The following is a 20,816-nucleotide window of genomic DNA, read 5'->3' on the forward strand; positions in this document are numbered from 1 at the left end:
CGAAGAAACGGTGGAATCGGCTCCGGTTACCGTCGGAGGGGTAGTCGTTCGCTCGTATCTGTTGGAGGTAGTGAAAATGGCTGGGATTCCCGCGGTACCGACCTCGCTGCTCGCGGCCGGTGGACTCACCGGCGGCTTCGCGCTCGCCCAGGCCACCAAGAAGCGGCAGCTCGGCGGGGCGGTGTTCGCGGCGGGGACCGCGGCCGCGTTCCCGCGGTGGCGCAAGACCGTCGGCACCGGTGGCGCGGCCGCGCTGACCGGGCTCGCCATCGGCGCGATGGGCGCCTCGCACCCGCTGGCCAAGAAGATCGGCGCGTGGCCGTCGGTGGCCGTGGTGTCGAGTGTGGTCGCCGTGGCCGCGTGGGCCGCCGTGGATCGTCGCGCCTGAGTTCATCCGCCGGTCCTCCGGTGTGTTTCGGACCGTAAGGTTCGATCGCGTGCCGGGGGACCGCCCGCGCAATACCGTGGAGTATGCGCACTTTCGTTCACTTACTGCTGTTCGCCGCCGCCGTCGCGGTGGCGGTCGGGGTCTTCGGTCCGCTCATCGGCACGGTCGACGCACGGAATGTTCAGTTCACCGACCTGCGTAACGGCTTCGAGCAAGGTCGGACCATGGGTCAGATCGGGGCGCAGTCGGGGAGCTTCGTCACCTCGCTGGCCATCGGACTGCTGGGCGCGGCGGCGGTGGTGCTGGTGGCCGCGCTGACCGGGTCCCGCATCGTGGGCTGGATCGGCGTGCTGGCCGGACTGGCCGGGCTCGGCGTCCTGGGCTGGCGACTCGACCAGCGCTTCGACCATGAACTCCGCACCGACTACCGCCACCTGCTCTCCGGCACCTGGGGGCTGTACCTGGTCGCCGGGGGACTGCTGCTGTCCCTGCTGCTCCTGCTCGTCCCGCGCGAACGCCGCCTGCCCCCGCCGCCGGGATTCTGATCTCGAAACCCACCGTTGGCCCAATAGAGTCGATTCATGCCCGGTACACCCGCGGGGGTCGGTCCGCACACACTCGCCGACATCCTGCCCTCCGTCGCCGCCTCTTTCGGACTCGATCAGCCGAATCCGCTGGCCATCGCGCCCAATCGGGACGTCGTGGTGCTGCTCATCGACGGCCTCGGCGCGGAACTGCTGGCCCGCCACCGCGACCTCGCGCCCACCCTCGCCGCCCACGTCCGCACCACGCTCACCGCGGGCTTTCCGGCCACCACCTCGACCAGCCTGACCAGCCTCGCGCTCGGCGCGCCCTGCGCCACCCACGGCATCATCGGCTACAGCTTCGCGCTGCCCGAAGGCGACGGGGTGCGGCTGCTGAACTCGCTGCGCTGGACCCTCGACAGCGCCACCGGCGACACCGCCGTCGAGGCCTACCCGCCGGAATCGGTGCAGCCGCAGGCCAGCCGGCTCGAGGACCTGGCCGCCCACGGGATCGAACCGCACTACGTGATCCCCGGCTACCAGCGCGCGTCGGGGCTGACCCGCGCCGCCTTCCGCGCCCCGGGCACCCTGCACCCGGCCTCGAACCTCGACGATCTGCGCGCCGGAATCCTCGCTGTCGCACAGCATTCCGGGACGACGTCGCGGTTCGCGTACGCCTACTTCGCCGACCTCGACGCCAACGGGCATCTGTACGGCCCCGAATCGCCGCAGTGGCTGGCGGTGCTCGCCGAGATCGACGCCGCGGTGGCCGACCTGCTCGCGGACCTGCCGTCCAGCTGCACACTGCTGATCACCGGCGATCACGGAATGATCCACGTGGACAACGCGATCGACCTCGACGCGCTACCCGCCCTGCATCGGGGCGTCCGCCTGATCGGCGGTGAGGCGCGGGTGCGGCACGTCTATCTCGAACACCCCGACGCCCTGGCCGATGTCCGCGCGGCGTGGACCGCGGAACTGTCGCCGCACGCCACCGTTGTCTCCCGCGAACAAGCCCTCGACGAGAGCTGGTTCGGGCCGACCCCGCCGACACCCGTGATCGCCCACCGCATCGGCGATCTCATCGCCGTGGCCGAGAACCAGACCGCGCTGATCCGGCCCGCCCTCGAACCCCTGGAATCCGCGCTGCTGGGCCACCACGGGGCCCGCACCTCCGCCGAACAGCTCGTCCCGCTCATCGCGAACCTCTGAATCAGGTTCGCAGCAGCGCGTTCTGGACCTTGCGCAGGCGGTCCACGTCACCGCGGAAGCCGGCCACGGCATCGTTGTAGAGGAACGCCTCCCACAGCCGGACCAGGGCGTAGGCGAGGGTGTCCTGTTCGATCGGCGGCTGGTAGCCCTCCGATTGCGCGCGCTCGATGTGCCGCTCGACGATGCTCACCGCGGTCTGGTGCACGGTCCCGTCACCGCGCGTGATCAGGCGCAGGGCGGCGGTGGACTCGTTGTCGAAGTAGGCGCGCAGCGCGTCATTGGCGACCAGCAGGTCGATGGTCCGGTCCAGCACCGCGGCGAGCCGCTCCCCGCCGGTGCCGCGGGTGCGGCGGTCGGCCAGGGCCACCACCTTCTCCAGCTGCCGCGCGACGGCCGCGCCGAGCAGGCCGTCGCGGGAGCCGAACCAGCGGTAGATGCTCGCCCGCCCCACCCCGAGCTGCGCGGCAATGGCATTGACGTCCAGCCGTTTTCCCTCCAGGAACACGGCGATGGACGCCTCGAGCACATCGTCCCGACTCGCCGACGCCGGTCGGCCCGGCGCTCTCGTTCCCTCCGCTCGCGTCACGCGGACAGCTTAGGAGCCAGGAACTCCGACAGCGTGCGCGCGGTCGCCGCGCGTCCCAGGATGAGGGCCGTCCGCAGTACCTCGGGGTCACGATCGATGCGGCCGATATCGGGTGCGTCGCGCGGCGGGCGGATCTGCAGCACGGCCGGGTCGGAGGCGAAATCGCGCTCGTCGCTGTGATGTCGCTCGACCCGCGCGAGCCACGGCCCGACGGTCCCGGGCGCGTGGCGAGACAGGAAACGCGCCACCACCCGCGACTCCACCGTAGACGGGGGCCGCATGGCCTCGTCGTCCCGGCGGGTGCGCAGCACCAGCACCCGGGTCGCGCCCTGCGCCAACGCCGTTCGCACCGGCACGGATTCCGACAGCCCCGCGTCCACGAACCGACGCGCCCCGATCCGCACCGGCCGCCCCGCCAGGATCGGCAGGCAGGTCGAGGCCCGCAGCGCCGTCTGCACCGAGCGCACATCGCTGAGTTCCGGATGCAGGTCGACGGCCACGCCGGTGTCGGCGTCGGTGGCGATGGGGTGGAAGGTGATGGCATTGGCCAGGATCGCCGGGAAATCCATGGGCACGATCCGCTCGTACACGGTGTGCACCAGATAATCGGTGTCCACCACCTTGCCGCCGCGCAATGCCCGCGCCGGACTGATCACACGGTTGATCACCTCGGGATTCCAGGCCCGCCGCGAATCCACCGCTCGACCGCACAGCAGCCAGGCCGCGTTCAACGCGCCCGCCGAAGCCCCGTACACCGCGTCGAAGCAGGACAGCACGCCCAATTCCTCGATGGCCATGGCCATTCCGTGCGAGTACGCCCCACGCGAGGAGCCGCCCTCGATGACGAGTGCGAGGCGATGGCGATCGGTGCGGCGACCGGGGACGCTGTCCTCGCGGTGCCGGCGGGCGATGAGTTCGCCGACGCCGAGGTCGTGATCGGACAAGGGTGCTCCTTTCGAGGGGCCGGTCGACCGTCGAGTATACGACCCTATTTGAGACACGGCTATGTCTGTGTATCATTTCCGCCGATGGCGTGGGTAACCACGAAACTGGAGGTCAACGCATGCAACTAGCGCTCACCGACGACGAGCTCGCCTTCCGCGACGAGCTGCGCACGTTCTTTCGGAGCGAAATCCCGGCCGACATCCGCAACCGGCATCGGCACGGACAGGAACTGTCCAAGGACGACCTCGTCACCACCCAGCGCATCCTCAACGCGCACGGGCTCGCCACCCCGAACTGGCCGGTGGCCTGGGGCGGCAAGGACTGGACCCCGATCCAGCGGCACCTGTGGCACGAGGAGATGCAGCTCGCCTCGGTGCCGGAACCGCTCACCTTCAACACCAATATGATCGGGCCGGTCATCGCGCACTTCGGCTCCGAGGAACTCAAGGCGCGGTTCCTGCCCGCCACCGCCAACCTCGACATCTGGTGGTGCCAGGGCTTCTCCGAACCCGAAGCCGGCTCCGACCTCGCCTCCCTGCGCACCGTCGCCGTACGCGACGGCGACAGCTATGTGATCAACGGCCAGAAGACCTGGACCACCGGCGCGCAGTTCGCCGACTGGATCTTCTGCCTGGCCCGCACCGATCCCGACGCCCCCAAGAAGCAGGCGGGCATCTCCATGTTCCTGTTCCCGCTCGACACCCCGGGCGTGACCGTGCGGCCCATCAAGCTCATCGACGGCGGCCACGAGGTCAACGAGGTGTTCCTGGAGAACGTCCGGGTGCCCGCCGACCAGCTCGTCGGCGAGGAGAACCAGGGCTGGACCTACGCCAAATTCCTGCTCGGCAACGAACGCACCGGCATCGCCGCCGTCGGCCAGACCAAGGTGCGGTTGTGGCTCGCCAAGGAACACGCCAAGCAGACCCGCCTCGGCGAACGCACCCTGCTCGACGATCCACTGTTCGCCACCCGGCTCGCCGAACTCGAAAACGAGTTGCTGGCACTGGAACTCGTGCAACTACGGGTCGCCGCCGGATCCGCCGACGGCAAACCCAACCCGGTGTCGTCCATCCTCAAACTGCGCGGCACCGAGCTCCAGCAGGCCGTCACCGAACTCTTGGTCGACATCGCCGGACCGGATTCGATTGCCCGCGAGGACGAGTCGAACGCCGACTGGGCGCGCCGCAGCACCGCCACCTACCTGAACTATCGCAAGACATCGATCTACGGAGGATCCAACGAGGTGCAGCGCGGCATCATCGCCTCGACGATCCTCGGACTGTGAGGCAGCACCATGGATTTCGATCTCACCCCCGAACAGGAAATGCTGCGCGACACCGTGCGGGACCTGCTCGCCCGCGGACGCGACACCGAACGATGGGCCACCTTCGCCGACATCGGGCTGCTCGGCCTGACCTTCGATGAGGCAGACGGCGGCATGGGCGCCGGACCCATCGAAGCCATGCTGGTCATGACCGAGATCGGGCGCGCTCTGGCCACCGAACCGATCCTCGACTGCGCGCTGCTGCCCGGAGCGCTCATCTCGGCCGTCGGCAGCGATGTCCAGCGCAAGGGTCTGCTGCCTCGCGTTGCCGAAGGGCAGCTGAAACTTGCTTTCGCCCATGGTGAGCCGGGACTGCGCTGGCCTGCCGCCGATACCGACACTCGAGCGGTTCCCGAAGGCGACGGGTGGCGGATCACCGGACGCAAGCACCCGGTTTCCTACGGTGACCAGGCGGACGTTCTGATCGTCAGTGCTGCGCATGACGCCGGTGTCGGGCTGTTCCTGGTGACGCCCTCCGACCCGGGGGTGCGGCTGCGGTCGTACACCACCCACGACGGGCGGCATGGTGCGGACATCGAATTCGAGGGGGCTGCTGCGGAACTGCTCGGCGACGTGGCTGATGCCTCCGATGCCATTGGTGCCGCCATCGCCGCTGCTCAGGCTGCGTTGTGTGCCGAAGCGATCGGGGCGATGGAGGAGTCGCTGCGGTTGACGGCCGAGTACCTGAAGACTCGTAAGCAGTTCGGTGTGCCGTTGCGTACGTTCCAGACGCTGACTCAGCGTGCTGCTGATATGTATGTGTCGCTGGAGCTGGCGCGGGGGATGAGTATGTATGCGTCCATGTCGCTGGCCGATGGGGTTGTCGATCCGATGGTTGTTTCTCGGGCCAAGTTGCGGATCGGGCGGTCTGCCAGGCACATCGGGCAGGAGGCGATTCAGATGCATGGTGGGATCGGGATGACTGATGAGTATCCGGTTGGGCACTACACCGCGCGGTTGAACGCCATCGAGCACACGCTGGGGGACTCCACCGATCACTTGCGGTTCCTCGGTAGTCATGTGGCTGACTATCAGATGGTCGAGATCTGAAGATCTACACGACCAAAAGATAAGAGAGACACAAAGATAAAAGACGCCTGGAGAAGAGAAGAAAAGACAAAAGAACGAAGAGCCGAAGAGAACAAGACGCCGCAGCGGTTGGTCTCTGGTAGGTGATGCGTGCAGTCTGTGGGCTGGGGTCGGCGGGTAGCGGATCCCAGCCCGGCGTCAGCCCCGGTGCGGCAGGGCAGGTGAGGTGACCACACTCTGCGTTGCTTTGCGCACGCCGGCAGGACACGAGCAGCCGGGTGTCATGCTGCCCGTGAGCGCCACGTTGGGCAGCTGGAATCGATGGCGGCGGCGATCGCCTGCCCCACGTGATGGCGGTCGTTGACGCGTGGGGTGCCGGTGGGATTAACACTCTTCGGTGCAATCCACCCTGTCCGGCCGGGGTGGGGCGAGTCTTTACTCATCACAACGGTTTTCCAGCCATCGGGGCTGTCGTTGACCAGCGCGTGGCAGTGGTCGCACGCCAAGGTCAGGTTGTTGATGTCGGTCGGCCCGCCTGTGGCCCAGTCGGTGATGTGGTGGGCGGCGCACATGTTGGCGGGTTGTTCACAACCCGGTCGAGTGCATCCCTTGTCGCGGGCGAGGAGCGCGAGGCGTTGGGCGCGGTTGGCGGTGCGGCGGGAGCGGCGCAGGAACAGCGGCATTCCGTTGCCGTCGAGGACCGCGATCACCGGTCGGGTCCCTTCGGCCATCTTCAAGGCTTCGTTGATGGAGATCTGGGTCCCGGAGGCGGTGGTTGCGACGCCGGTGCCGTTTTCGAGGTCGGTGAGGCTCATGGTGAGCACGACCTCGACGGGCAGGCCACGGTGCATGCCCAGGGTCCGCATGTTCACACCCGGCTGCACCAACGCCAGCAAAGCGTCGTGGGTCCGCTGCCCGGCATCGCGACGATCACGACGCGCGGCAGCATCGAGCACACTGTCGGCGATGAACCCACCCATGGCGGAAGGGCTTTCAGGGTCTTCGACATTGCACATCCCGGGCCGCGCGAGCTTCGCGAACACCGCATCCAGGCAGGCACGCAGCTCAGGGGTGATCCACCCTTCGATCCGGCTCATCCCGTCCACACCCGGGCGACACAGCGTGATCGCGCGACGGCGGCGACGGTCAGCGTCGGAGACGACTTTCCCATCTGGATCCAAGCGGGCGAGGATGTCGCGCCCGATCTTCAACAAGTCATCGGGCCACCCGTTGCGCGAGTAGTCGACCAGGATCTGCTCGGCTTCGGCCCGCGCTTCAGCAGGCACGTCGACGGGCAGGTGGTTCATCACGTCCATGATGTGACGCACGTGATCACGCGAGATCTCGCCCGCAGCAAAGACTTCGGCAGTCACCGGCAATACCGGTGGTGCGACGTGCCCTGTCTGCTGCACGAATTCCCCGCAGTGGTGGGTGATCTTCACCCGCACCGACGCGTCGTAACGGGAGAGCCCGAGGGTGTGGCGCAGGAACGGCACCATCTTCCCGGCCCCGCTACGTGAATGCAGCGAACGCTCTCCCGCTTCGACAATCAGCGGAGTATCCAACGCGGCGAGCTGACGCTTGCAGGTTTCAATCCTCTGCATCAACGTCACAATATCCTCGTCGGAAAACTCCGACATCTTCCCACCCTGAATGGATTCCGACAGGGTCGAGACCGCGGCCGCCAGTTCAGCGATACCGCAGTCGTCGAGTGTCACCCCATTCGAATCCATGCCTCCATTTTACTCCCGCTTGATCGCCCATGGAACCCGAAATGTCCAGTGCGTCTGAGTATTTCAGATTGAATTGATTAAATAGTCTGCTTCACAATCGGATCGGAAACTTCATCCTCTTTCCGTGAACCGAATCGGGTGCGTCGAGGCCACCACATGCGCTCACCCAAATCGATCGCAAGCGCCGGCACCAACACGGTCCGCACCACGAAGGTATCCAGCAGTACGCCGAACGCGACCGCGAACCCGATCTCCGCCGCGAAAACCAAAGGCAGCGTGAGCAATGCCGCGAACGTCCCGGCCAGCACCACCCCCGCAGCGGTGATCGTTCCACTGGTGGTGCGCACCGCGATCACCGTTGCCGTAGCGGTGTCATGGTTCGCGGTCTCCTCTCGGATCCTGGCCATCAAGAAGATGCTGTAGTCGATTCCCAGGCTGATCAGAAACACGAAGGACCACAGCGGGAATGACGGGTCAGCCCCGGCGAAATCGAGCACCTTGTCGAACACCAGCGCGCTGACGCCGAGAGCAGCGGCCAACGACAGGACCACAGTGGCCAGAACCACCGCGGGGGCCACCAAGGCTCGAAGCAGCAGCGCCATGATCACGAAGACGACGGACAAGACCAGGGGCACAACCACATTGCGGTCGTGGCGCGCGGATTCGAGGGTGTCGAGTGCGACGGCGCTACTGCCGCCGACCATGGCATCAGGTACTGCGTGCACCGCGGAGCGGAGATGTTCGACGGTTGCGAACGCCGCATCGCTACCGGTGACATCGGCCGTCGTCGCCTCCAAGTAGGCGAGGCCATCCGCGCGAACGGGAGCCGACACCGACACCACACCGGGAACCCCCGAAGCCAGGTCCCGCAGGCGATCCGCATCCGTTGCCGGTCCGATGATCTGTACCGGGTCGCCGGACCCGCCCGGGAAATGCTCGAGCAGAACCTGTTCGCCGACCACGGCATCAGGGCGGTTTCGGAAGGTGTCCTGCGCCCGCAATCCGGACGCGTGCAATCCGAACAACCCCAGGGAGAGGAACGCCAGCACCGCCGCGGTGACCTGCCAGACCCTTCGCGGACGGGAGGTGATCAAGCGTTCGAGGCGGTTCCCTCGACGACTTCCGGCCGGTTCGGGATCGCCGAAACGCGCTGCGGCGGGCCAGAATATCCACCGTCCGCACAGCACGAGCAGGGCCGGGTACAGGGTGGTGAGCACTGCGAAGCTGACCAGTACTCCCGTCGCCATCACCGGGCCCAGGCTCTTCGTCGAGTTCAGATCGGCCACCACCAGGCACAAGAGGCTCAGGGCGACGGTGATCGCACTCGCGGCGATCGCGGGTCCGGCGCGGCGGATGGCCGTGGCCATGGCCGCGTGACGATTCTCCGTGCGCCGCAACTCCTCTCGATAGCGTGCCGTGAGCAGCAGTGCGTAATCCGTGCCCGCGCCGAAGACCAGGACGGTCAGCAGGAATTCCGTGTCACTGTTGACCGTCAGGCCCGCGTGCGCCGCCAGGACGTAGATCAGCCCCTGCGCGACCGTCAAGGCCACACCCACGCACACCAGCGGCAGCAGCCACAGCACCGGGCTGCGGTAGGTGACCAGCAAGATCGCTATGACGATCGCGATGGTCACGTACAACAGTGTCGAGTTCACCGCGGAGAACGCGTCCGCCGAATCGGCCCCGTAACCCGCAGGTCCGGTGACGTGCACGCTCATCCCCGCATCGGAGACGATGTCGCGGATCGATCGCACCGTCGGCAGGGCGTCCGTGACTCCCTTGACGCCCACCGAGATCGGGACCACGACTTGGATCGCCTTGCCGTCTTCCGACTCCACGGGCTCCGGGACCGGACCACGCACCTGTGGCAGCGTCGCGAACCGCTGAGCGTCCGACTCCGCTCGCGCCCGCGCGGTGGGGCTCGACACCGCGTCGCCCCGCTCGTAGACGACCACCGCCGGGTACACATCGGACCCGATGAACTTTCCGGTCAGCTCGGAGACCTTCGTCGACTCGGCACTCTTCGGCAGCCAGGTGGTGGCGTCGTTCTTCTCCGCCCCGCCGAGCTTGCCCGCCAGACCACCGGTGGCGACGAGCGCGGCCACCCAGAAGACGATGGCGGCCAAGGCGATTCGCCGCAGGATCGGCGCAGATAGGAGGGATCGCACGGTTACTCGCCCTCCACCGGCACGGAGCGGGTGAGCTGATCGATCCGCTCGATGCGTCCGTCGGGGGACAGGCGGCCGATCATGCACACTTCGGTGGCGGTCGGACCGGTCGTGCGGAGGGTCGCGAACATTGTGTAGTGGGCCGCGATGCTGTCACCGGACAGCAAGGCTCGATGGATGCGGACCCGCACGGATTCGGCGTTCTTGCGAGCCGGGCGGGCGTGGGCGATCAAGGACTGGCGGTTCAGGTGGAGGCCGTCGTTGCGGTAGTCGATGTCGGGGGTGAACCAGCGGTCGACCACGGTGGACGGGTCGTCGGGGCTGAACGCCATGTCGTGGGGATAGGCGGTGAGGAACTCGTGCAGATCGGAGTCGTTTCGCATGCGGCCCACACTGCGGGGCGGCGCTCACAGCGAGTTCACATCGCGCTCACACGCATTCACTCGGCACTCACATCAGCCGTGCTGCGTATGAACCTCAGGTGTTCGAGCTGATGTCGCTCGCCGTCCGAAGGCAGGTTTCGACCGTCACCAGCGCCTCGTCGCGGGTGAGGACCCGGGCCTGTTCGTAAGCGGCAGTCGCGTGAACATCGCCCAGGGCTGCTGCCAATTCCGTTCGGAGTGCCACGATGTCGGGATAGCTGGCATCCGGAGCGCCACGCAACGCATGAGCGGCGCCCAGCGCCTGGGCCGACGCTTCCGCCGCCCCGGCTGCCAGGCACAGCCGGGCTACGCCGACCGCAACTTCGGCGGCTAACGGCAGGTCGCGGATGGCCATGGCGTTCGCCCACGCGTCCGAACAGTGGGTGGCGGCTGCGGCGGTGCTGCCTTCGGCCGCACGCAGCAAGCCCATTCGCAGCCCGAACATCGCACGGTACGAGCGGTCCTCGCCCACGGCCCGGCCGAGATCGGACTCGACCCGCCGCAAACAGCGCGCAGACTCGGCCAGATCTCCATCGAACCGGGCGACATCCGCCGCGAGCAGCTGGGTCATGACGGTGTCCCCGGCGGACAGCGTCTCCTCGGCCAGCGCACTCAGATCGGTCCGCGCCGCCTCCACCTCGCCCGAATGCAAGCGGATCATCACCAGCCACACCCGCAGCGCCACCGGCCTGCCCAGCTCCTCCGCCGCGACCAACGCCGACGCCATCGCCTCCTCGGCCCCGCCGAAATCCCCGAGCGCGGCCCGCGTGAACGCCAGATACGTCAACGCGGTGGACCAACCCCACCGCTCCCCGGCCTCCTCGAAACACTCCGCCGCCATCCGCAGATCCGCGTCCAACCGCGCCACCCCGGACTCATTGGCGTGCAGGAACGACCGCACCAACCAGAACATCCCCCGAGTCCACGCATCGGAATGCCCCAGCCACGGCTCCACCACCCCGAGCCCCACATCGACTCGCTCGCCTGCCAACTCCACCAGCGCCAGAGCCAACTCCGCTGCCCCATCCGCGGTCACCGATCCGGCCGAACCCGAAGCTGATTCCGCTGTCCAGCGGCGGATGTGGTCGGTGGCCGTGGTCAGTTCGGTGGCTTGGGCGGCGAGCAGGGAATGCAGGGCGAAGGCTGCGGCCAGTGGGGGATGGGGGTGGGTGGTCGGGAGTTCGAGGATCGGGCGTAGGAGGCGGACGGCGTCGGTGTGATTGGCGTGCAGGGCCCAGTACATGCCGAGGGCCGAGCCCAGGCGGGACGCGGTGCCGGTGTCGGCGGACTCGTGGGCGAAGCGGAGGGCGGCGATCAGGTGATCGTGGTGGGCGTCGAGGAGCCGGAGCCAGGGGAGTTGGGTGCGGCCGCGCAGATGCGGGTGGGCGGCTTCGGCGAGGGCCAGGTGGTAGGCGGCGTGGGCGGATCTGGTCGAGTCCAGTTCGCCTCGGGCCGTGAGGTGCTCGCGACTGTAGGCGCGGACCGACTCGAGCATTCGGTAGCGCGGTCGCGGAGTGGGGAGGGCGGGGTCGGCGATCAGGACGTCGACGAGCTGCACCAGTGATTTGTCCAGCAGCGCTTCGATTTCGGACGTGGCCACACCGAGCCCCTCGGCGGCAGCGGGGGTGAAGGGCGCGGGAAAGACCGACAGGCGGGCGAGGGCGGTGCGCTCCTCCTCGAGGAGAAGCTCCCAATCCCAATCCAATACGGCCCGCAGCGTGCGGTGGCGGGGGAGCGCGGTGCGGCTTCCGCCCGCCAGCACGGTGAATCGATCATCGAGCCGGTCACGAAGCACCGGCAGCGGCATGACCCGCAGCTTCGCGGCCGCGAGCTCCAATGCCAGAGGCAACCCGTCCAGGTGACGGCAGATCTCGGCGACCGTCTCGAGCACACCCTCCGTCGGCGCGAGATCAGCACGGACCGCCCTCGCGCGATCCAGGAACAGCCGAACCGACGGAAAATCCGCGACCTCAACCGAATCAGTCGGCGGCACCGCTAACGGCGCGGTCTCCCACAGCGTTTCCCCGCTGATCCCCAGCGGCTGACGACTCGTCGCGAGGATCCGCAGCGCCGGCACCCGCCCGAGCAGGTCCTCCACGAAGCGGGCCACACCGTCGACGAGATGCTCGCAGTTGTCCAGTACCAGCAGCATCGGCGCAGTCGGCAATCCCTCCGCCAGCAGCCCCACCGGATCACCCCCGGACGGCTCCGCCGTCCGCGACAACGCCACCCCCAGCGACCCGGCCACAGCCTGCGGCAGATCCGAGGAATCACTCACCGCCGCCAATTCCACCAACCCAACGCCACCCGCGAACCGGCTGCCCGTCGCACGGTCAACCTGGCCCGCGACCTGCCCGCCCAGTTCTGCCGCCACGGCCACCGCCAGGCGCGTCTTCCCCGCACCGCCCGGCCCCACCAATGTGACCAGCCGCGAATCTCCGACCCGCTTCACCACCTCGGTCAGGTCGCGCTCACGCCCGATGAAGCTCGTCAGCGGAACCCGGAGCCGCACAGCCGGACTCGGGGCTGTGGTCCGGGTCGGCCGCTCACCTCGGAGGAGTTTCAGGTGCAGGTCCGCGAGCTCGGGGCTGGGGTCCGTGCCGAGTTCGGTGGCGAGCAGGGTCCGGTAGTGGTCGTACGAAGTCAGGGCTTCGGGTGTGCGGCCCGCGGCGTGGAGGGCCTGAATGTGGAGCAGGCGGGGGCGTTCTCGGAGCGGGTGGGCGGTCAGGAGGCCGGTCAGTTCGGTGATGAGGAGGGGATCGCCGGGGCGGATGGAGAGTTCGGCGGCCAGCGCTGATTCGGTGGCGGTCAGGCGGAGCTCGTCGAGGTGGGTGGCGGCCGCGGCGGCGAATGGCAGGGCCGATACGTCGGAGAGGGCCGGGCCGCGCCAGAGGGAGAGGGCTTCGCGCAGTTGGGGAATGGCGGCCCGGTCACCGCGGTCGAGGCGCAGGACGCCGCCGCGGACCAGGCGCTCGAAGCGGTGGGCGTCGACCGAGAGGGCGGCGATGTCGAGGAGGTAGCCGCCCGCGGCCGCGCGGAGCGGGACGTCGGCGGGCAGGGTGCGGCGGAGGCGGGAAACCAGCTCTTGCAGTGCGTGTTCGGGGCGCTTGGGCGCCGCTTCGGGCCACAGGTCGTCGATCAGGGTGGGGACGCTCACCGGGCGGCCTGGCTCCAGGGCGAGGCGAATCAACAGGGCGCGCAGACGGGTTCCCGGGATGGGGACGGGCCGGGCGTCGTCCGCTACTTCCAGCGGGCCCAGGATGGCGATGCGCACTCCGCGAGTGTGGCACGGCGGCACGTTCGGCTCGGATATTCGCTCGACCCCCCGAGCGGTCCGGTGCCGTGCGCCGGCAGCGGTGTGGTCAGCCGCAGTTGGCGCTGGACAGCACGCGGGTTCGCCGGCGGCCTTCCTCCTCGGCACAGGCGGTGGCGAGGGCGCGGCGGCGGTTGCTGCGGACCGCGGCGCTGAAGAGCTGGTATTCGGCCGAGGGGACGCACACCTCCCGGTACGGATGTCGCTGGCCGACGCGGCGCTGTGGGCCGGGGATCACCACGCCGCGGCGTGGGTCGGGCCCTGCCTCCTGATCTCGCACCCACGACTTCAGGACGTGCGAATCGATACTGGGCAGGAATTCCACCGCACGATCCCATTCCAGGCCCTCCACCTGCATCGGATCGGCGACCGCGGTGACGACGACAGCGTATGCCGCACCGACGGAGTTGTCCGCCATTGGATCTACCCCCTTGTTCATGCTCGAGATCTCCGGCGTTGCGCGGGGAATGTTCAGGATACTTCGAAAGATCTTGCACTACTGAGTGTTTCGCTGTACCCGCAAGTGGATTGCGGGTACTGGCCAGTCCTCGGCTCCGGAACGGAGCAGGTGCCGCCGGAATTCGGGACCCTCGGCGGGGGTGGCCGCGAGGCGCTCGCAGTGGCACGAATCACGCCTCCGTCGCGCCCAGGAATACCCCATCCACCCGCTATGTTCAAGTGGTTGCCATATCCACCAAATGTGGATGCGACCCGAGGAGGACCCGTGCAGTTCGGAATTTTCAGCGTCGGCGACGTGACGATGGACCCCACCACCGGCCGGACGCCCAGCGAGGCCGAGCGCATCCAGGCCATGGTCTCCATCGCCCTCAAGGCGGAGGAGGTCGGACTCGATGTGTTCGCCACCGGCGAGCACCACAACCCGCCCTTCGTGCCCTCCTCGCCGACCACCATGCTCGGCTATGTCGCCGCCAAGACCGACAAGCTGGTGCTGTCCACCGCGACGACCCTGATCACCACCAACGATCCGGTGAAGATCGCCGAGGACTTCGCCATGCTGCAGCACCTGGCCGGCGGCCGCGTCGACGTCATGATGGGCCGCGGCAACACCGGACCCGTCTACCCGTGGTTCGGCAAGGACATCCGCGACGGGCTGCCGCTCGCCATCGAGAACTACCACCTGCTGCGCCGCCTGTGGCGCGAACAGCGCGTGGACTGGGAAGGCAAGTTCCGCACCCCGCTGCAGGGCTACACCTCCACCCCCGCGCCGCTGGACGGCACCCCGCCGTTCGTGTGGCACGGCTCCATCCGCTCGCCCGAGATCGCCGAGCAGGCCGCCTATTACGGTGACGGCTTCTTCCACAACAACATCTTCTGGGACATGCAGCACACCAAGCAGATGGTGACCCTGTACCGCCGCCGCTTCGAGCACTACGGGCACGGCGCGGCTGAACAGGCCATCGTCGGACTCGGCGGCCAGGTGTTCATGGCCGAGACCGAGGCCGAGGCCAAGAAGATCTTCCGGCCCTACTTCGACAACGCGCCCGTCTATGGACACGGCCCGTCGCTGGAGGACTTCACCGAACTGACCCCGCTCACCGTCGGCACCCCCGAACAGGTCATCGAACGCACCCTGGGCTTCGCCGACAATGTCGGCGACTACCAGCGCCAGCTGTTCCTGATGGACCACGCCGGCCTGCCGCTGGACATGGTGCTGCAGCAGATCGAGATCCTCGGCAAGGAGGTGGTCCCGGTGCTGCGCAAGGAGTTCGAGGCCCGCCGCCCCGCCGGCGTGCCCAGCGATCCGCCCACCCACGCGTCGCTGGTCGCCGCCGGCCCCGACGCCCCGCACCACCTGGTCGAGCCCGCCCGCGAGCGCGTGCTCGCCGAAAAGAACTGAGGCCGAGCATGAGTCGCTCACTGGTAGTCCTGACCGCCGGGCTCTCGCAGCCCTCCTCCACCCGGCTGCTCGCCGACCAGCTCGCCGCCGCGGTCTCCGCGGCGGTGGGCGGGCGCGGGGAGAGCATCGACGTCGAGGTGATCGAACTGCGGGAACTGGCAGGCGATCTCGCCACCACCCTGACCACCGGCGGGCTGCCCACGCCCGCCGTGGCCGCGGCCCGGCAGAAAGTCTCCGACGCCGACGGGATCATCGCGGTCACCCCGGTGTTCACCGCCAGCTACAGCGGGCTGTTCAAGATGTTCATCGACGTCCTGGACACCGACTCGCTCAATGGCATGCCGGTGCTGATCGCCGCCACCGCGGGCACCGCCCGGCATTCGCTGGTGCTCGATCACGCGCTGCGCCCGCTGTTCACCTACCTGCGGGCCGTGGTCGTCCCCACCGGCGTCTTCGCCGCCACCGAGGACTTCGGCTCCACCGGACTCGCCGAGCGCGTGCACCGGGCGGCGTCCGAACTCGCCCAGCAGATCGTCGCCGCACCCACCGCGGTGCAGGGCTTCCTGCAGGACGAGCCGGTCCGGCACCGCAACTCCGGCAATGGCGTCGGCGCGGTCCGGCCGTTCGCCGAACTGCTCGCCGGGCACACCGGCGACGGGCGGTAACGCACTGATAGCTGAGTAGCATGAGCGGATGGCCCAGGACATACTTCCCGCCATCCCGCTCGACTCATGGCGGCCCACCAAGGAAACCCTGCACCGCTACGCCCAGATCGTCGGCAAGGTCGCCTTGGCCAAGGGCATCCGCCGCAACCACTGGTGGCACATGACCTACCGGCTCACCGCCCGCGGCTGGACCACCGTCCCCCTCGGCAGCGCCACCGACGGCCCGGTCTTCACCTGCTCCTTCGACTTCTTCGACCACGTGCTGCGGGTCTGCAACGACCGCGGCACGCAGGAGGAGGTGCCGCTCACGGGCCAGTCGGTGGCCAGCTTCTACGTCGAGACCATGAACGCGCTGCGCAACCTCGACATCGACGTGGTGATCGCCCACCCCACCCCCTTCGACCTGCCCGACCACGGCCGCCCCTTCGACCAGGACGACCAGCACCACACCTACAACGCCGCCGCCGCGCAACGCGCCTTCCACGTACAGAGCCAGGTCGGACGCATCCTGGAACAGTTCAGCGCCACCTACTCCGGCAAGATCAGCCCCGTCCAGATCTTCTGGCACACCTTCGATCTGGCCGTGCAGCGCTTCTCCGACCGCAAGATCGTCATGCCCGACACCGTCGACCTGGTCACGCGCGAGGCCTACTCCCGCGAGGTGATCAGCGCCGGATTCTGGTTCGGCGACGACAAGGTCCCGGCCCCCACCTTCTACTCCTACACCGCGCCCGAACCCGCCGGGCTCAGCGATAAACCACTGCGACCCGATCAAGCCCGCTGGGTGGCGTCCGGCTCCGGGCACAGCGCCTACCTGTCCTACGACGACGTCCGCGTCACCGCCGACCCCGTCGCCACCGCACTGGACTTCTTCCAATCCGCATATGAGTCCGGATCGAGTCTCGCGGGCTGGGACGCTGTCGGTCTGGCCTGCAACAATGGCATCACCGATCCGGTGCTCACCACGCCGCGGCTGGGTTGGCCGGAATAACCCGATGCCTCGAACCGTCTCTCACACATAGTGTCGAGTGGGAGACGCGGGAGAAAAGGGGTCCAGATGCGTGAGGAACGCGTACCGAATCCGACGCTGACCGCATACCGGGAAACCACCTTCGTCGCCGGGCCCAGCACCCGCGTCGGGCTGATGGGCGCCCTGGTCCTGGGCAGCGTGATCCTGGTCTGGGCCGCCGAACGAGCCTCCCGCGAAGGCGACGACCACGGCTGGTTCATCGCGGTCTCGGTCGCCGGGTTGTTCGTGGCGCGCGGGCTCTACCTGCGCCGGCCCATCACGCTGCCTCACCTCACCGGCGCGGCCACGACCCTGGTCGTCTCCAACTTCGCCTACCGCACCGACCACCCCGGGGCCGGATTCGTGTTCCTCGCGGTCAGCGGCGCGATCCTGGTGCTGCCGCAGAACAGCAAGCCGCAACCCGAACAGCTACCCCGGGTCGCGGAGCTGGTGCGGCGCAGCTCGCAGGACCCGCTCGCGCCGTTCGCGCTGCACTCGTCCAAGACCTACTTCTTCGACGACGCGGGCGCTGCGGCGGTGGCCTACCGGGCCCGGCTCGGCATCGCCGTCGTCTCCGGCGACCCGCTCGGCGACCCCGCGCGGTTCCCGGAACTGCTCACCGAGTTCTCGCTGTTCGCGGGCAGCCACGGCTGGCGCATCGCGGTGCTCGGGGCCAGTCCGGAGGTCAGTGAGCTGTGGCAGCGGCGGGCCGTCGACCACCGCGGGCTGCGCGCCATCTCGGTGGGCCGCGACGTGGTCATCGACGTCGACCACTTCGACCTGGTGGGCCGCAAGTTCCGCAATCTGCGCCAGGCCGTCAGCCGCACCAAGAACTACGGCGTCACCACCGAGATCCTGCCCGAGGTCGCGCTCACCGAACCGCAGCGCGAAACCCTGCTGTCCATCGTCGACGAGTGGGGGACCGGGCGGCAGACCCGGGGCTTCTCCATGATCCTCGACCACCTGCTCGACGGACGGCACCCGGGCATGCTGGTGGTGATGGCCCGCGGCGCCGACGGACAGGTGGTCGGGTTCCAGCGCTACGGGACCTCCGGCAACGGCCAGGAACTCAGCCTGGACGTGCCGTGGCGGCGGCGCGACGCACCCAACGGACTCGACGAACGCATGATCGTGGACCTGGTGGACTACGCGCGCGACCACGGGATCAAGCGAATCTCGCTGGCGTTCGCGGCGTTTCCGGAGATCTTCGCCGACAAGCACCGGTCGCGGACCATGCAGGCGGTGTATCTCGCGGTGCGCCTGGGGGATCCGCTGATCCGGCTGGAATCGCTGTACCGATTCCTGCGCAAGTTCAATTCTTTCGGCGATCAGCGGTACGTGCTGATCCGGTGGCGCGAGGTGCTGATCGCTGCGCTGGCACTGCTCTCCCTGGAGTTCGTGCCGCACCGCAAGCAGTACTGACCAAACCCCGAGGGCCGCGACCGTTCTCAGCTCAGGAAGTCGACCAGTGTCTTCGAGAACGCCGGGTCGGCGACGGCGGCGAGGTGGTCGCCCTTGACCACCACGCACTCCGCGTTGGGAAGGGCGGCCGCCAGGCGTTCGGGTTCGGCGGCCAGCGGGTCGGCATCGCCCGCCAGCACCAACGTCGGAACGGTGATGCCGGTGAGGGATTCGATCGGGGCCGCGTCGAGGGACGCGGCCAGGGCGGCGATGGCCTCGCGGTCCGCGCCCAGCGCGTCGGCCAGCAGGCGGAACATGCTCGGCAGCCCCTTGACCGCGGTGGCGTCGCCGGACATGGCGGACACGATGTCCTGTGCGGCGATCACCCGCCAGTCGATGCCGCCGTGATCCACCACGCCCGAGCCGATACCGCCGACCGCGAGCCGCTCCACCCGCTCGTCGGACCCGGCCACCAGCAGCGAGATGATCCCGCCCATCGAGTAGCCGACCACCTTGACCCGCTCCAGGCCCAGGTGATCGAACAGCGCGCGCATGTCGTCGGCCATGGCCTGCCACGAATAGCGGGCCGGGTCGTGCGGCTTGTCCGAACGCCCGTGACCGCGCGCGTCCAGCGAGATCACGTGGTGGCCCGCCCGTTCCAGCGCCGCGACCACGCCCAGGCTCATCCAGTTGGCATTGGTGTCGGCCACGATGCCGTGCTGCAACACCACCGGGACGCCCTCGCCCTCCCACACGCGGTAGTTGAGTTCGAGCCCGTCCCAGGTGGTGAATTTCGCCATGGCCGCGATGCTAGCGGCCGGATCACGGCCTTCGATCGGCATTCCCGGCCACTTACCCGGCATCAGCCCATCCGGGCCATGATCGCGCGCGGCAGCACCGGCATCACCAGACCCAGTACCCGCCACGGCCATTCGGGCACCGAGGCCCGTACGGTCTCCCGCTCGATGGCGGCGACCATCGAATGCACGCCCTTGTCCAGTGGCACAACCAGTTTCGCGTCCCCGGCCTTGGCGGACATGTCGGTGGCGATGAACCCCGGCTGCACGGTGGTGACCTTGATCGGGGTGCCGCGCAGCTCGATGGCCAGCCCCTCGCCCAGCGCGGTGACGCCCGCCTTGCTGGCCGCGTAGGCCGCCTTCTTGCCGGGCAGCCCGCGCACCGCGCTCATGGACGAGATGAGCACCAGGTGACCGGCGTTCTCGCGGCGGAAGATGCTCATGGCGGCCTCGGCCTGGGCCATGGCGCTCACGAAGTTAGTGGTGGCGGTGGCCAGATTGGCGTCGGCGCGGCCGGTGCCCAGGCGCGCGCCCTTGCCGATCCCGGCATTGACGATGATCCGGTCCAGCCCGCCGAGCTCCTCGCGCAGCTCCTCGAACACCTTCGGGACGGCCGCGTGGTCATCGACGTCCAGGCCGTGGACCGCGACCGTGATGCCGGGGTGCGCGGCAAGCAGCTCCGCGCGCAGCGCCTCCAGATTCGAGACCCGCCGGGCGCACAGCGCCAGATCGCGCCCGCGGCTCGCGAACTCGCGGGCCATGCCCGCGCCCAGCCCGGAGCTCGCGCCGGTGATGAGAATCCTCTGCCTGGTCATCCGCTCACCCTAGTGATCCGGCCGCGCCCGTGCGGGGTACCGGGACGAGCCGATACCCCGCACGAGCGCGCGCCGATTATCCGAACGATCCGGTGTTGGGCCGCGCGGGCGCCGGGTGCCAGGCCCCGCAGTTCTGCGTCGAGAAGGCCACGTCGGTCGCCTTGATCTCCACCGTGATCGACCGCAGCCGGGTGAAGTCGCTGGCGATGATGTAGTAGTTCGGGTCCGGGTAGTCCTCGGGGGTCTGGACCTTCCACAGACGCCGCCAGAAGCAGCCCGCGGGGGCCGGATCCATCGTCCCATCGCCGATATAGATGCCCGGCTTGATATCCACATTGACCAAATAGGTGCCGTCGACGGTGATATCGGTGGCCGGTTCGGCCGCCGCAATTCCCGACGCCGCCATTGTCAGCGCGGAAGCGAATGCTCCCGTCGCTACGAGCGCGCCTGCACGCACGATGTTCCTCCCTGAGCAGTTCACTGCACCGCACGGTTCCCGTCGTACGGTGTCGGGCGATCCCCGCATCTCCCGGGGAGGGGTTTATCAGAAATTTCGGTCTGTTTTCGGGAAATCGGGCGATTTCGGGTAATTCACAAACATGCGATGCTCTTTCGGCCTCCAGTGCG

General features: G+C 68.4%; 19 protein-coding genes. 9 read left to right on the top strand and 10 right to left on the bottom strand.

Going from position 1 to position 20,816, the window contains the following annotated elements; translation table 11 throughout:
• Positions 1-76 precede the first annotated feature (76 nt).
• The 3 genes from ACWEOI_RS23000 to ACWEOI_RS23010 all read left to right on the top strand — a co-directional run bounded on the left by ACWEOI_RS23000 (position 77) and on the right by ACWEOI_RS23010 (position 2,124).
• The gene (locus ACWEOI_RS23000; RefSeq protein WP_357086311.1) at positions 77-388 is read left to right on the top strand and encodes a hypothetical protein; all 312 of its coding nucleotides are present in this window, start codon (positions 77-79) and stop codon (positions 386-388) included.
• Between the two features lie 83 nt (positions 389-471).
• Positions 472-933 (top strand): hypothetical protein, encoded by a 462-nt coding sequence (locus ACWEOI_RS23005; RefSeq protein ID WP_452360944.1) that lies wholly within the window; start codon positions 472-474, stop codon positions 931-933.
• 36 nt (positions 934-969) lie between these two features.
• Positions 970-2,124, top strand: coding sequence for an alkaline phosphatase family protein (locus ACWEOI_RS23010; RefSeq protein WP_452360945.1), 1,155 nt, complete (start codon positions 970-972; stop codon positions 2,122-2,124).
• Between the two features lies 1 nt (position 2,125).
• Here ACWEOI_RS23010 and ACWEOI_RS23015 read toward each other — a convergent pair whose 3' ends face one another.
• A complete protein-coding gene (locus ACWEOI_RS23015; RefSeq protein WP_452360946.1) occupies positions 2,126-2,710 on the bottom strand; it encodes a QsdR family transcriptional regulator in 585 nt (194 codons plus the stop codon).
• Positions 2,707-3,654 (bottom strand): patatin-like phospholipase family protein, encoded by a 948-nt coding sequence (locus tag ACWEOI_RS23020; RefSeq protein ID WP_452360947.1) that lies wholly within the window; start codon positions 3,652-3,654, stop codon positions 2,707-2,709. Before ACWEOI_RS23020 ends, ACWEOI_RS23015 begins: the two co-directional genes overlap by 4 nt.
• Positions 3,655-3,773: 119 nt before the next feature.
• Between ACWEOI_RS23020 and ACWEOI_RS23025 the strand changes: the two genes are divergently transcribed.
• On the top strand, positions 3,774-4,940 hold the full coding sequence (locus tag ACWEOI_RS23025) for an acyl-CoA dehydrogenase family protein (protein WP_452360948.1): 1,167 nt from the start codon (positions 3,774-3,776) through the stop codon (positions 4,938-4,940).
• A gap of 9 nt (positions 4,941-4,949) precedes the next feature.
• Positions 4,950-6,029 (top strand): acyl-CoA dehydrogenase family protein, encoded by a 1,080-nt coding sequence (locus ACWEOI_RS23030; protein WP_452360949.1) that lies wholly within the window; start codon positions 4,950-4,952, stop codon positions 6,027-6,029.
• A 260-nt stretch (positions 6,030-6,289) separates the two neighbouring features.
• Here ACWEOI_RS23030 and ACWEOI_RS23035 read toward each other — a convergent pair whose 3' ends face one another.
• From ACWEOI_RS23035 to ACWEOI_RS23055, 5 genes are all read right to left on the bottom strand, one after another.
• Positions 6,290-7,741 carry a DUF222 domain-containing protein gene (locus ACWEOI_RS23035; RefSeq protein ID WP_452360950.1) on the bottom strand — a complete coding sequence of 484 codons (1,452 nt, stop codon included), beginning with the start codon at positions 7,739-7,741 and terminating at the stop codon, positions 6,290-6,292.
• A 77-nt stretch (positions 7,742-7,818) separates the two neighbouring features.
• The gene (locus tag ACWEOI_RS23040; RefSeq protein WP_452360951.1) at positions 7,819-9,909 is read right to left on the bottom strand and encodes an MMPL family transporter; all 2,091 of its coding nucleotides are present in this window, start codon (positions 9,907-9,909) and stop codon (positions 7,819-7,821) included.
• Positions 9,910-9,911: 2 nt separating this feature from the next.
• Entirely contained in the window at positions 9,912-10,292 is a 381-nt protein-coding gene (locus ACWEOI_RS23045; RefSeq protein WP_452360952.1) for a nuclear transport factor 2 family protein, read from the bottom strand.
• A gap of 94 nt (positions 10,293-10,386) precedes the next feature.
• On the bottom strand, positions 10,387-13,605 hold the full coding sequence (locus ACWEOI_RS23050) for an ATP-binding protein (RefSeq protein ID WP_452360953.1): 3,219 nt from the start codon (positions 13,603-13,605) through the stop codon (positions 10,387-10,389).
• Between the two features lie 88 nt (positions 13,606-13,693).
• Positions 13,694-14,062, bottom strand: coding sequence for a hypothetical protein (locus ACWEOI_RS23055; protein ID WP_433667156.1), 369 nt, complete (start codon positions 14,060-14,062; stop codon positions 13,694-13,696).
• A 306-nt stretch (positions 14,063-14,368) separates the two neighbouring features.
• Here ACWEOI_RS23055 and ACWEOI_RS23060 point away from each other — a divergent pair, with 306 nt between their 5' ends.
• The 4 genes from ACWEOI_RS23060 (at position 14,369) to ACWEOI_RS23075 (ending at position 18,598) form a co-directional block, all read left to right on the top strand.
• Positions 14,369-15,502, top strand: coding sequence for a CE1758 family FMN-dependent luciferase-like monooxygenase (locus ACWEOI_RS23060; RefSeq protein ID WP_433667155.1), 1,134 nt, complete (start codon positions 14,369-14,371; stop codon positions 15,500-15,502).
• Between the two features lie 8 nt (positions 15,503-15,510).
• Complete coding sequence (locus ACWEOI_RS23065) at positions 15,511-16,167, top strand: CE1759 family FMN reductase (protein ID WP_452360954.1); 657 nt, start codon at positions 15,511-15,513, stop codon at positions 16,165-16,167.
• 28 nt (positions 16,168-16,195) lie between these two features.
• The gene (locus ACWEOI_RS23070; protein ID WP_433667153.1) at positions 16,196-17,158 is read left to right on the top strand and encodes a DUF5996 family protein; all 963 of its coding nucleotides are present in this window, start codon (positions 16,196-16,198) and stop codon (positions 17,156-17,158) included.
• 66 nt (positions 17,159-17,224) lie between these two features.
• Positions 17,225-18,598: a bifunctional lysylphosphatidylglycerol flippase/synthetase MprF gene (locus ACWEOI_RS23075; protein ID WP_433667152.1), complete on the top strand. Its 1,374-nt coding sequence runs from the start codon at positions 17,225-17,227 to the stop codon at positions 18,596-18,598.
• 26 nt (positions 18,599-18,624) lie between these two features.
• On the opposite strand, the gene ACWEOI_RS23080 is transcribed toward ACWEOI_RS23075, so the two are convergent.
• The 3 genes from ACWEOI_RS23080 to ACWEOI_RS23090 all read right to left on the bottom strand — a co-directional run bounded on the left by ACWEOI_RS23080 (position 18,625) and on the right by ACWEOI_RS23090 (position 20,646).
• Positions 18,625-19,377 carry an alpha/beta fold hydrolase gene (locus tag ACWEOI_RS23080; protein ID WP_433667151.1) on the bottom strand — a complete coding sequence of 251 codons (753 nt, stop codon included), beginning with the start codon at positions 19,375-19,377 and terminating at the stop codon, positions 18,625-18,627.
• A gap of 62 nt (positions 19,378-19,439) precedes the next feature.
• Entirely contained in the window at positions 19,440-20,189 is a 750-nt protein-coding gene (locus tag ACWEOI_RS23085) for an SDR family oxidoreductase (protein ID WP_452360955.1), read from the bottom strand.
• Between the two features lie 76 nt (positions 20,190-20,265).
• On the bottom strand, positions 20,266-20,646 hold the full coding sequence (locus ACWEOI_RS23090; RefSeq protein WP_433667149.1) for a hypothetical protein: 381 nt from the start codon (positions 20,644-20,646) through the stop codon (positions 20,266-20,268).
• Between the last annotated feature and the right edge of the window lie 170 nt (positions 20,647-20,816).

This window comes from Nocardia sp. NPDC004340 (assembly GCF_053602575.1).

Coding starts and splice junctions, on each gene's coding strand:
- ACWEOI_RS23030 (WP_452360949.1), top strand. CDS start 4,950: ATGGATTTCGATCTCACCCCCGAACAGGAAATGCTGCGCGACACCGTG.
- ACWEOI_RS23045 (WP_452360952.1), bottom strand. CDS start 10,292: ATGCGAAACGACTCCGATCTGCACGAGTTCCTCACCGCCTATCCCCAC.
- ACWEOI_RS23035 (WP_452360950.1), bottom strand. CDS start 7,741: ATGGATTCGAATGGGGTGACACTCGACGACTGCGGTATCGCTGAACTG.
- ACWEOI_RS23080 (WP_433667151.1), bottom strand. CDS start 19,377: ATGGCGAAATTCACCACCTGGGACGGGCTCGAACTCAACTACCGCGTG.
- ACWEOI_RS23000 (WP_357086311.1), top strand. CDS start 77: ATGGCTGGGATTCCCGCGGTACCGACCTCGCTGCTCGCGGCCGGTGGA.
- ACWEOI_RS23065 (WP_452360954.1), top strand. CDS start 15,511: ATGAGTCGCTCACTGGTAGTCCTGACCGCCGGGCTCTCGCAGCCCTCC.
- ACWEOI_RS23010 (WP_452360945.1), top strand. CDS start 970: ATGCCCGGTACACCCGCGGGGGTCGGTCCGCACACACTCGCCGACATC.
- ACWEOI_RS23055 (WP_433667156.1), bottom strand. CDS start 14,062: ATGGCGGACAACTCCGTCGGTGCGGCATACGCTGTCGTCGTCACCGCG.
- ACWEOI_RS23085 (WP_452360955.1), bottom strand. CDS start 20,189: ATGACCAGGCAGAGGATTCTCATCACCGGCGCGAGCTCCGGGCTGGGC.
- ACWEOI_RS23025 (WP_452360948.1), top strand. CDS start 3,774: ATGCAACTAGCGCTCACCGACGACGAGCTCGCCTTCCGCGACGAGCTG.
- ACWEOI_RS23070 (WP_433667153.1), top strand. CDS start 16,196: ATGGCCCAGGACATACTTCCCGCCATCCCGCTCGACTCATGGCGGCCC.
- ACWEOI_RS23075 (WP_433667152.1), top strand. CDS start 17,225: ATGCGTGAGGAACGCGTACCGAATCCGACGCTGACCGCATACCGGGAA.
- ACWEOI_RS23005 (WP_452360944.1), top strand. CDS start 472: ATGCGCACTTTCGTTCACTTACTGCTGTTCGCCGCCGCCGTCGCGGTG.